Raw genomic sequence first — 9,536 nt, forward strand, 5'->3', positions numbered from 1 at the left:
TACAGCCTGGGCCAGGCCGATCTGCTGCGCCGCGCCATGGGCAAGAAGATTCATGCTGAAATGGTGGCGCAAAAGGCCGATTTCTGCACCGGCGCCGCCGCCAACGGTATCGAGGAAGCCACCGCCGATGCCATCTTCGAATTGATCCTGAAGTTCGCCAACTATGGCTTCAACAAGAGCCACGCCGCCGCTTATGCGGTCGTCAGCTATCAGACCGCCTGGCTGAAGACGCACCACCGCGCCATCTTCTATGCCGCGTCGATGGCGTATGACGTCGACAACACCGATCGGCTGGCCGTGTTCGTGGACGATGCGCGCCGATCCGATGTTGAAGTGCTGCCGCCGTGCATCAACGTTTCGGCGGCCGATTTCACCGTGGAGGATGACGAGGATTCTGGTTTGGCGGTGCGTTATGCGCTGGCCGGGCTGAAGGGTGTTGGCCTGAAAGCCATGGAGGCACTGGCGGCCGAGCGGGACGGGAAGGGGGCGTTCAAGGACCTTGCCGATTTTGCCCGCCGCGTTGATCCGCGCGGCCTGAACAAGCGCCAATTGGAAAGCCTGATTGCGTCGGGCGGCTTTGACGCGCTGCATCCCAATCGCGCTGGCGTGCACGCGCTGGCCGAAGCCATCATGGCCAGCGCCCAGGCCGCCGCGCAGGAACGCGAATCTGCGCAGGTCGCGTTGTTCGGCGATGCCACCGGCGTGGCCGATCATGCCAGCCTGGCGCTGATGGTGCCCAACATCGATTGGACGATGGCCCAGCGCATGGCGCACGAACAAGAGGCGTTTGGCTTCTTCTTCAGCGGGCATCCGGTGGATGCCTATGCCAACGTGCTGACCGCCAATGAGGTGGTCAGCTTTGGCGAAGTGGTGGGGATGACGGCGCCGCTGGGCGGCGGCAAGAAGATGGTGATGATGGCCGGCCGGCTGGAAGAACGGCGCTGGCGCACCACGCAGACCGGGCGGCGATACCAGTTCCTGAGCTTTTCGGATCGTTCCGGCCAATATGTCACCAGCTGTTTCGACGAGGAATTGCAGGAAAAGATCGAGGCGCTGGTGAGTGAGTCTCCGGCGCTGCTGATCGGCATGGAATTGCAGTGGAAGGAGGGGGAGGATGTGCCGCGCCTGACCATGCGGTCCTGCCAGCCGCTGGCCGATCTTGCCCGCCGCACGCGCGGCCGGCTGGTGGTACAACTTTCCCACCCGGCCGAAGTGGATGTGCTGCTGGGTGTGATTGGCCCGGCGCCAGCACGGGGCCGCGGTGAACTGGTTGCCGATGTTGAAACCGCCGCCGGGACCGCGCGGTTGGTGCTGGGCCGGCACTATCTGATCGATGCCGATCTGGAAGCCGCCGTGGCCCGCGCATTGGGGCCGGAACGGGTGGTGCAGGAAGTGCTGGAGCCGCCGCAACTGGCGTTGGTGGGGTAGAGTTCCCACGCCTACGGATTGAACACGTTCCAGCCGGTCGCGCCGGCCAAATGTTCCAACGCCGCTGTGCCAAGCAGCGAATTGCCCTGCGGAGACAAGCCCGGCGACCACACCGCAATGCTGGCCCGGCCCGGCGCAATGGCCAGGATGCCGCCGCCCACGCCGGATTTGGCCGGCAGGCCAACGCGGAAAGCGAATTCGCCGCTGGCATCATAATGGCCGCAGGTGAGCATCAGCGCATTGATGCGGCGCGCGCGTTCGGGTGATACCACTGCTTCGCCGCTGGCCGGATCGATGCCGCCGTGCATCAGGAAACGCCCGGCGCGGGCGAGTTGCCGGCAGCTCATGTCGATGGCGCACTGGTGGAAATAGCTTGAAAGCGTGGCTTCTACCGGGCCCGCGATGACGCCATGCGCCTTCATGAAATGCGCCAGCGCGGCGTTGCGGTGGCCGCTGGCGGCTTCGGAATAGGCCACTGCGCCGTCCACCGCGATGTCGTCGTCGCCGGCCAATTGCCGGATCAGCCGCAATATGGCGCCCACGCCGGCGCGGGGATCATCGCCTGCGCTGAGCAGATCGGTCACGGCGATGGCGCCGGCATTGATGAACGGGTTGCGCGGCCGGCCGCCTTCGGCTTCGAGCTGGACGATGGAATTGAAGGCGCTGCCTGATGGCTCGCGGCCGACGCGGGCCCACACCGCGTTCGCATCGCGCGACAGGGCTTCGACCAGGGCAAAGATCTTTGAAACGGACTGGATTGAAAAGGCCACATCGGCATCGCCCGCCGCCACCTCGCAGCCATCAGCGGTGATGACCACCATGCCGAACTGCGCCGGGGAAACCTTGGCCAGTTCCGGGATATAATCGGCCACGCGGCCCCGTTCTGGCGCCTTGGCCATTTCTGCCGCGATGTGCGTTACCAGCGAGGCCAGATCAGGCATGAGTTTCTCCCACCAAATTTCCGGGCGCTGCGGCCGTCACTATGGGCATGCCCCGGCCGGCAGTGCAATTGCGGAGATGAAATCCGCATTTTGGGCTGGCGACCCGGCTTTGCGTAGTGTATGTCCGCGAAATGGGGCAGTGACATCCACTCCAGGGAGGACATGATGGCGACGCAACTGAAAGATCCGCAGCAAACCCAGACTTTGCCGCAAGGCAGCGTGAGCTGGCCGCTGCCGCCGCGCGTGCGGCCGGAACTGCCAAACCACGACACCGCGACGCTGGAAGCCTATCTGGCCACCGCGCCGCTGGCAGAGATCGACATCGCCGATCCGCTGTGGTGGGAAACCGACACCAACCACGTCTATTTCAAGCGTCTGCGCGCCGAAGCGCCGATCAGCTTCACCAGCGTCAACAGCAACCGCCACCGCGGCTTCTGGAACGTGGTGCGCTGGAACGACGTGATGGCCGTGGACACCAATCACCAGGTGTTCAGCTCCGAAGCCATGCTGGGCGGGATCACCCTGTTCGACATGGATCCGGATTTCATCATGCCGATGTTCATCGCCATGGATCAGCCCAAGCATGACGTGCAGCGCAAGGCCGTGAACCCGATCGTTTCGGGCCAGAACCTGGCCAACTATGAAGAACTGATCCGCAGCCGCACCTGCGAAGTGCTGGACAGCCTGCCGCGCGGCGAAGCTTTTGATTGGGTGGACAAGGTTTCCATCGAACTGACCAGTCGCATGCTGGCGACGCTGTTCGGCTGGCCGCAGGAACGCCGCCGCATGCTGACCTATTGGTCGGATGTGTCGACATCCGATCCGGAACTGCCGGGCAGCCCGGGCAAGGAAGAACGCCAGGGCATCCTGCTGGGCATGCTGCAGGAATTCACCATGCTGTGGAACGAGCGGGTGAATGCCGAGCCGACCGGTGATCTGGTGTCGATGCTGGCGCACAATCCGGCGACGCGGAACATGCCGCCGATGGAATTCATGGGCAATCTGGTGCTGCTGATCGTGGGCGGCAACGATACCACCCGCAATTCGATCACTGGCGGCCTGTATTTCCTCAACAAGAACCCGGCTGAGTATGCCAAGCTGAGGGCCAATCCGGAGCTGGTGGAAAACATGGTGTCGGAAATCATCCGTTACCAGACGCCGCTGGCTCACATGCGCCGCACTGCCTTGCAGGATACCGTGCTGGGCGGCCAGTTGATCCACAAGGGTGACAAGGTGGTGATGTGGTATTCGTCGGCCAACCGTGACGACACGGTGCTCGACAATCCAGATGCGTTCATCATCGATCGCGCCCGCGCCCGCCAGCACATGGCCTTTGGTTTTGGCATCCATCGCTGCGTGGGCAACCGCCTGGCGGAATTGCAGCTGAAGATCCTGTGGGAAGAAATTCTGAAGCGCTTTGACACCATTGAAGTGCTGGAGGAGCCGGAGCGGGTGCCGAGTGCATTCGTGCGCGGATACAAGAAGATGATGGTCCGTATTCCGGCCTAAGACGAGGGATTCATGGTCAAGATCATTTACGTCGAGCACAATGGTGCTCGCCACGAAATCAATGTGCCGGAGGGTGAAAACCTGATGGAAGGTGCGGTGCAGAACAATGTGCCGGGCATCGACGGTGACTGCGGCGGCAACGCTGCGTGTGCGACCTGCCACTGCTATATTCCCGAAGCCTGGGCTGCCGTGACCGGTGAGCGCAGCGAACTGGAAGATTCGATGATCGAGCTGGCGGATACGGCGATGCCGAACAGCCGGTTGGCGTGCCAGATCAAGGCGAGTGCGGCGTTGGATGGCATGGAAGTATTGATGCCGGCGACGCAACACTGATCGCATCGCAGCCGGGCGCGTGAATAGCCTAAGCTATTCACCGACTCCGGCAAGATCGGCCAGCGAGCGAAAAAGGCGGCTTTTAAGCCGCCTTTTTTGACTCGTCTGACGACGCGGCTCCGCCGCGCTCTTTCCTTCTCCCTTCCTTGCCCCCCCAAGCGGACTCGGCGGCTCAGCCGCCAGCCGCGCCCGCAAGCGCCTTGCTCCCCGCCTGCAGCCGCGCCACACTCAATTCCTCACCCCGCAGAGGAATCGCCACCATGCCACTTTCCCTCCACGCCGCCTTTGTGCCTTCCTGCCGCCAGATCATCGGTGGCTGCCTGGGCGCGCTGGCCAAGGCCGAAGCTGCCGGCATTGGCGATCTGGCCGAACAAAAGCTGGCGCCCGACATGTTTCCGCTGGCGTTCCAGGTGCAGAGCGTGGCCGCACATAGCGCTGGTGCCATCGCCGCCGTGCGCGTCGGCCAGTTCAGCCCCGGTGGCGGGCTGCCGATGCCGAATTCGGATTATGCCAGTTTCACGGCCATGCTGAACGAGGCCGATGCGGCGCTGGCGGCAGTGACCGAGGCGGAGTTGGAGGGCTTCATCGGCGGCCAGACCGATTTCGTGTTCCGCGAACGCCGGATGCCGTTCAAGTCCGAAGATTTCCTGCTCAGCTTCAGCCAGCCCAATTTCTATTTCCACGCGTCGATGGTCTACGGCATTTTCCGCAACAAGGGCGTGGCGCTGGGCAAGATGGACTTCATGGGTCGGCCGCGTATGGCGATGTGAGCGCTGGCGGTGAGCACCCACCCCCGGCCCCTCCCTTGAAAGGCAGGGGAGAAGAAGGCATGGCCTTCCCACAAAGGAGACTTTCATGCTGCGCCGCCTGATGCTTGCCGCCCTGATTGCCACGCCGGCCTGTGCCGCCCCGGTGCAGCAGGCCGCCCCCAATGTGCCCGAGAAAACGCCGGCCTTTGCCGGCCAGACCCGCGCCGAAGCGGTGGTGGCCAAAACGCAACTGAAGGTCAGCGAGATCGCCACCGGCCTCAACAAGCCATGGGGCGTGGCGCTGCTCGACAAGAACCGGTTTCTGGTCAGCGAGAAGGCCGCTGGCCGGCTGACGATCGTTGGCGCCGATGGCAGCAAGACGCCGGTCACCGGCACGCCGGCCACCGATACCCGCGCCCAGGGCGGCATGCTGGGTGTGGCCAATCCGGGCGACGGCTGGATTTACTGGAGCTATGCCGAGCTGCGTGAAGGCGGAAATGGCACGGCAGTGGCCCGCGGGCATCTGGTGGGCAGCGAAATGCGCGATGTGGCGGTGATTTTTCATCAGATGCCGTCGCTCGATTCCGTTCAGCATTTTGGTGGCCGCCTGGTGTTTCCCAAGGATGGTTCGCTGATCATCACGCTGGGCGATCGTTCGATCCTGCCGGGCCGCGTGCAATCGCAGCAGCTGGACAGTCTGATCGGCAAGATCGTCCGGGTGAACCGCGATGGCACGATTCCGAAGAACAATCCGTTCGTGAATGCCGCCGGCGTGCGGCCGGAAATCTGGAGCTATGGCAACCGCAACGTGCAGGCGGCGGCGCTGGATGCCCAAGGCCGATTGTGGGAAGTGGAGCACGGGCCGCAGGGCGGTGACGAGCTGAACCAGATCCAGATGGGCCGCGATTATGGCTGGCCCACCATCAGCTATGGCGAGGAATATTCGGGCAAGCCGATCAACGACAATGCCTCTCAGGCGCCGGGCATGGAACAGCCGCAATATTATTGGGACCCGGTGATCGGGCCATCGGGCATGATCTTCCATTCGGGCAAGGGCGCTCCGGAATTCAAGGGCAATATCTTCATCGGCGGCCTGCGCGTGGCTTCGCTGGTGCGGCTGGTGATGAACGGCGACAAGGTGGTGGGCGAACAGCGGTTGCTGACCGAGCGCAAGGAGCGCATCCGCGATGTCATCGAAGGGCCGGGCGGCGAGATCTATCTGCTGACCGATGCAGTGGATGGCAAGCTGCTGAAAGTGACGCCGGCAAGGTGACGCGTGCTTGACGGGGAGAGCGCGCTTCGCTAATCGCGCCTCTTCCAAACCCCATGCAGGGAACATATCCGGTGCGCGGCATTTGCCACGCTCCCTCTGCAGCGGACCAACCGGAGGATGAATATTATGGCGGCTCCCGTCGTTTCCATGGCGAATCTGCTCGAAGCAGGCGCCCATTTCGGCCACCAGACGCATCGCTGGAACCCGAAGATGAAGCCTTACATCTTTGGTGAGCGCAACGGCGTCCACATCATCGATCTGTCGCAGACCGTGCCGCTGTTCGCCCGCGCGCTCGATTTTACCCGCGCCACCGTGCAGCACGGCGGCAAGGTGCTGTTTGTTGGCACCAAGCGCCAGGCGCAGGATCCGATCGCCGATGCTGCGCGCCGCTGCGGCCAGCATTATGTCAACCACCGCTGGCTGGGCGGCATGCTCACCAACTGGAAGACCATTTCGGGTTCGATCCGCAAGTTCAAGCAGCTGGAAGAAACCCTGTCGGGCGACACCACCGGCCTGACCAAGAAGGAAGTGCTCAAGCTCACCCGTGAGCGTGACAAGTTCCAGGCTTCGCTGGGCGGCATCCGCGACATGGGCGGTCTGCCGGAAGTGATCTTCATCATCGACGTCAACAAGGAAGAGCTGGCGGTCAAGGAAGCCAATGTGCTGGGTATCCCGGTCGTGGCGATCCTGGACAGCAACACCGATCCGTCGGGCATCGCCTTCCCGGTTCCGGGCAATGATGACGCCAGCCGCGCCATCCAGCTGTATGTGAACGCCATTGCCGACGCCGTGATCGACGCCAAGCAGGGCCGCGCTGCCGATCTGGGCGTGGATCTGGGCGCCATGGATGAAGCGCCGGTGGAATATATCGCTCCGGAAGCTGAAATCGTTGCCGATGTCGCTTTTGAAACGGTGATGGAAGCCCCGGTTGAAGCCGCTGCCGAAGCGCCGGTTGAAGCCGAAGCCGAAGCACAGCCGGAAGCCTGAGGCTTCCCGTTATCGAACCAACGGGAGGCTGGGCGCGAGCAGTGCCCAGCCTTTCGCTGTAGTTCCAGTTGTCACACATATTTCATGTTGGCCGGGCATGGCCCTGCCATCACATAGTAAGGAGCCTCGACATGGCCGATATTACCGCCGCGATGGTGAAGGATCTGCGCGAAAAGACTGGCGCAGGCATGATGGATTGCAAGAAGGCACTGGGCGAAACCGCTGGCGACATGGAAGCCGCCGTGGATTGGCTGCGCGCCAAGGGCCTGGCTGCGGCCGCCAAGAAGGCCGGCCGCACCGCCGCTGAAGGCCTGGTGGGCGTTGCCGTTTCCGGCACCAAGGGCGCCGCTGTTGAAGTGAACAGCGAAACCGATTTTGTTGCCAAGAACGAAATTTTCCAGGCGTTCGTGACCACCGTGACCGGCCTGGCGCTGGCCAGCGGCACTGATGCCGAAGCGCTGGCAGCGCTGCCCTTCCCGGGCGGCGAAGGCAGCGTGGCCGACAAGCTGAATGCCAACATCGCCACCATCGGCGAGAATCAGTCGTTGCGCCGCACTGCCATGCTGGAAGTGAGCCAGGGTGTTGTGGCAGCCTATGTGCACAACGCCGTTGCCCCCGGCGTTGGCCGCATCGGCGTGCTGGTGGGCCTGGAATCGGCCGCCGCTGCCGACGTGCTGGAGCCGCTGGCCAAGCAGATCGCCATGCACGTTGCCGCCGCCAGCCCGCTGGCGCTGGATGAAGCCGGCCTTGATCCGACCCTGATGGAGCGCGAACGCGCCATTGCCCGCGAAAAGGCCGCCACCAGCGGCAAGCCGGCCGAAATCATCGAAAAGATGATCGAAGGCGGCGTGCGCAAGTTTGCGCAGGAATCGACGCTGGTGAACCAGATCTTTGTGATCGACGGCAAGTCCAAGGTGTCTGACGTGGTTGCCGCTGCCGCCAAGGCCGCCGGCACCGCAATCAGCCTGAAGGGCTTTGTTCGCATGCAGTTGGGCGAAGGCATCGAGAAGGCGCAGAGCGATTTCGCCGCCGAAGTCGCTGCCGCTGCTGGCCGATAAGCCACACGCATCGCAAGAAGGGCGGGCCGGGGGCAACCTCGGCCCGCTCTTTTTGCTCCACCGGCTCGCGCGTATGCCGGATTGTCCACGCTTTTCCTGTGGTCCCCGCTTGGCAGCGCCGCCGCACCCGGCTAGTGACCTGTGGTCCTGACACAGAGTGATTGCCCACCCATGCCAGCTTTCAAGCGCATTCTCCTGAAACTCTCCGGCGAAGTGCTGATGGGGCAGGGCGCCTATGGCATCGATCCTGATGAGGCGACGCGCATCGCGCGCGAAGTGAAGGCCGTGCATGATACCGGCGTTGAAACCTGCCTGGTGGTGGGCGGCGGCAATATCTTCCGCGGGCTGGCGGCAGCGGCCAAGGGCTTTGATCGCGGCAGCGCCGATTACATGGGCATGCTGGCCACGGTTATGAATGCGTTGGCCATGCAGAACGCGCTGGAAAATATCGGCGTTGTCACCCGCGTGCAGTCGGCCATTCCGATGCCATCGGTGTGCGAACCCTATATCCGCCGCCGCGCCGAACGGCATCTGGAAAAAGGCCGGGTGGTGATTTTTGCCGCCGGCACCGGCAACCCGTTTTTCACCACCGATACCGGCGCTGCCCTGCGTGCCGCTGAAATGAACTGCGATGCGCTGTTCAAGGGCACCAGTGTCGACGGCGTTTACGATGCTGATCCCAAGCAGGTAGCCAGCGCGCGCCGTTACGAAACAGTGAGCTATGGCAAGGTGCTGGCCGACAATCTGAAGGTGATGGACGCCAGCGCGGTTTCCATGTGCCGCGACAATGATATTCCCATCATCGTGTTCAATATCCGCGAACCCGGTGCCCTGCTGGCCGTGCTGAACGGTGAGGGCACATCAACAACAGTCACTGGGACCGTGACAGGAGAAGCACATGGCTGAATTCGAGCCAGGCCCGTTCAAGGCCGATCTGGAGCGCCGCACCGCTGGTGCCGTAGAAGCACTGAAGCATGATCTGGGCAGCTTGCGGACGGGCCGCGCCAACACCAGCCTGCTCGATACGGTGCATGTCGAAGTCTATGGATCGGCGATGCCGTTGAGCCAGGTTGCGACCGTGACGGCACCGGAACCGCGCATGCTTTCCGTGCAGGTGTGGGACAAATCCAACGTGACGCCGGTGGAAAAGGCCATTCGTTCGGCCGGTCTGGGCCTGAACCCGATCACCGACGGCCAGACGCTGCGCCTGCCGATCCCGGACATGACCGAAGAACGCCGCAAGGAAATGGTGAAGCTG

9 protein-coding genes and 1 pseudogene are annotated in these 9,536 nt (G+C 63.2%); 9 read left to right on the plus strand and 1 reads right to left on the minus strand.

Features of this window, described 5'->3' with window-relative positions:
* Positions 1 to 1,428: pseudogene (locus RMO81_RS02400) on the plus strand (DNA polymerase III subunit alpha); the annotation flags it as partial.
* Between the two features lie 11 nt (positions 1,429 to 1,439).
* Here the strand turns inward: RMO81_RS02400 and RMO81_RS02405 are convergent.
* A complete protein-coding gene (locus RMO81_RS02405; RefSeq protein WP_310474129.1) occupies positions 1,440 to 2,369 on the minus strand; it encodes a glutaminase in 930 nt (309 codons plus the stop codon).
* Positions 2,370 to 2,531: 162 nt separating this feature from the next.
* Between RMO81_RS02405 and RMO81_RS02410 the strand changes: the two genes are divergently transcribed.
* The 8 genes from RMO81_RS02410 to RMO81_RS02445 form a co-directional block, all read left to right on the plus strand.
* Entirely contained in the window at positions 2,532 to 3,878 is a 1,347-nt protein-coding gene (locus RMO81_RS02410; protein ID WP_310474130.1) for a cytochrome P450, read from the plus strand.
* 12 nt (positions 3,879 to 3,890) lie between these two features.
* Positions 3,891 to 4,211: a 2Fe-2S iron-sulfur cluster-binding protein gene (locus RMO81_RS02415; RefSeq protein WP_310474131.1), complete on the plus strand. Its 321-nt coding sequence runs from the start codon at positions 3,891 to 3,893 to the stop codon at positions 4,209 to 4,211.
* Positions 4,212 to 4,471: 260 nt separating this feature from the next.
* On the plus strand, positions 4,472 to 4,981 hold the full coding sequence (locus RMO81_RS02420; protein ID WP_310474132.1) for a DUF1993 family protein: 510 nt from the start codon (positions 4,472 to 4,474) through the stop codon (positions 4,979 to 4,981).
* Between the two features lie 85 nt (positions 4,982 to 5,066).
* Positions 5,067 to 6,233 carry a PQQ-dependent sugar dehydrogenase gene (locus tag RMO81_RS02425; RefSeq protein WP_310474133.1) on the plus strand — a complete coding sequence of 389 codons (1,167 nt, stop codon included), beginning with the start codon at positions 5,067 to 5,069 and terminating at the stop codon, positions 6,231 to 6,233.
* A gap of 126 nt (positions 6,234 to 6,359) precedes the next feature.
* Positions 6,360 to 7,220, plus strand: a complete 861-nt coding sequence (gene rpsB, locus RMO81_RS02430) for a 30S ribosomal protein S2 (RefSeq protein ID WP_310474134.1) — start codon at positions 6,360 to 6,362, stop codon at positions 7,218 to 7,220.
* 131 nt (positions 7,221 to 7,351) lie between these two features.
* Positions 7,352 to 8,278, plus strand: a complete 927-nt coding sequence (tsf, locus tag RMO81_RS02435; RefSeq protein ID WP_310474135.1) for a translation elongation factor Ts — start codon at positions 7,352 to 7,354, stop codon at positions 8,276 to 8,278.
* A gap of 171 nt (positions 8,279 to 8,449) precedes the next feature.
* Positions 8,450 to 9,184, plus strand: coding sequence for a UMP kinase (pyrH, locus tag RMO81_RS02440; protein WP_310474136.1), 735 nt, complete (start codon positions 8,450 to 8,452; stop codon positions 9,182 to 9,184).
* On the plus strand, positions 9,177 to 9,536 hold a 360-nt coding region (locus RMO81_RS02445), incomplete at its 3' end, for a ribosome-recycling factor (protein ID WP_310474137.1). The genes pyrH and RMO81_RS02445, both read left to right, overlap by 8 nt.

This window comes from Sandarakinorhabdus sp. (assembly GCF_031422795.1).
GTDB lineage: Bacteria > Pseudomonadota > Alphaproteobacteria > Sphingomonadales > Sphingomonadaceae > Sandarakinorhabdus.

Bases quoted from the DNA above. Each gene is read 5' to 3' on its own strand.
- RMO81_RS02405 (WP_310474129.1), bottom strand. From the start codon at position 2,369: ATGCCTGATCTGGCCTCGCTGGTAACGCACATCGCGGCAGAAATGGCC.
- RMO81_RS02410 (WP_310474130.1), top strand. From the start codon at position 2,532: ATGATGGCGACGCAACTGAAAGATCCGCAGCAAACCCAGACTTTGCCG.
- RMO81_RS02415 (WP_310474131.1), top strand. From the start codon at position 3,891: ATGGTCAAGATCATTTACGTCGAGCACAATGGTGCTCGCCACGAAATC.
- RMO81_RS02420 (WP_310474132.1), top strand. From the start codon at position 4,472: ATGCCACTTTCCCTCCACGCCGCCTTTGTGCCTTCCTGCCGCCAGATC.
- RMO81_RS02425 (WP_310474133.1), top strand. From the start codon at position 5,067: ATGCTGCGCCGCCTGATGCTTGCCGCCCTGATTGCCACGCCGGCCTGT.
- rpsB (WP_310474134.1), top strand. From the start codon at position 6,360: ATGGCGGCTCCCGTCGTTTCCATGGCGAATCTGCTCGAAGCAGGCGCC.
- tsf (WP_310474135.1), top strand. From the start codon at position 7,352: ATGGCCGATATTACCGCCGCGATGGTGAAGGATCTGCGCGAAAAGACT.
- pyrH (WP_310474136.1), top strand. From the start codon at position 8,450: ATGCCAGCTTTCAAGCGCATTCTCCTGAAACTCTCCGGCGAAGTGCTG.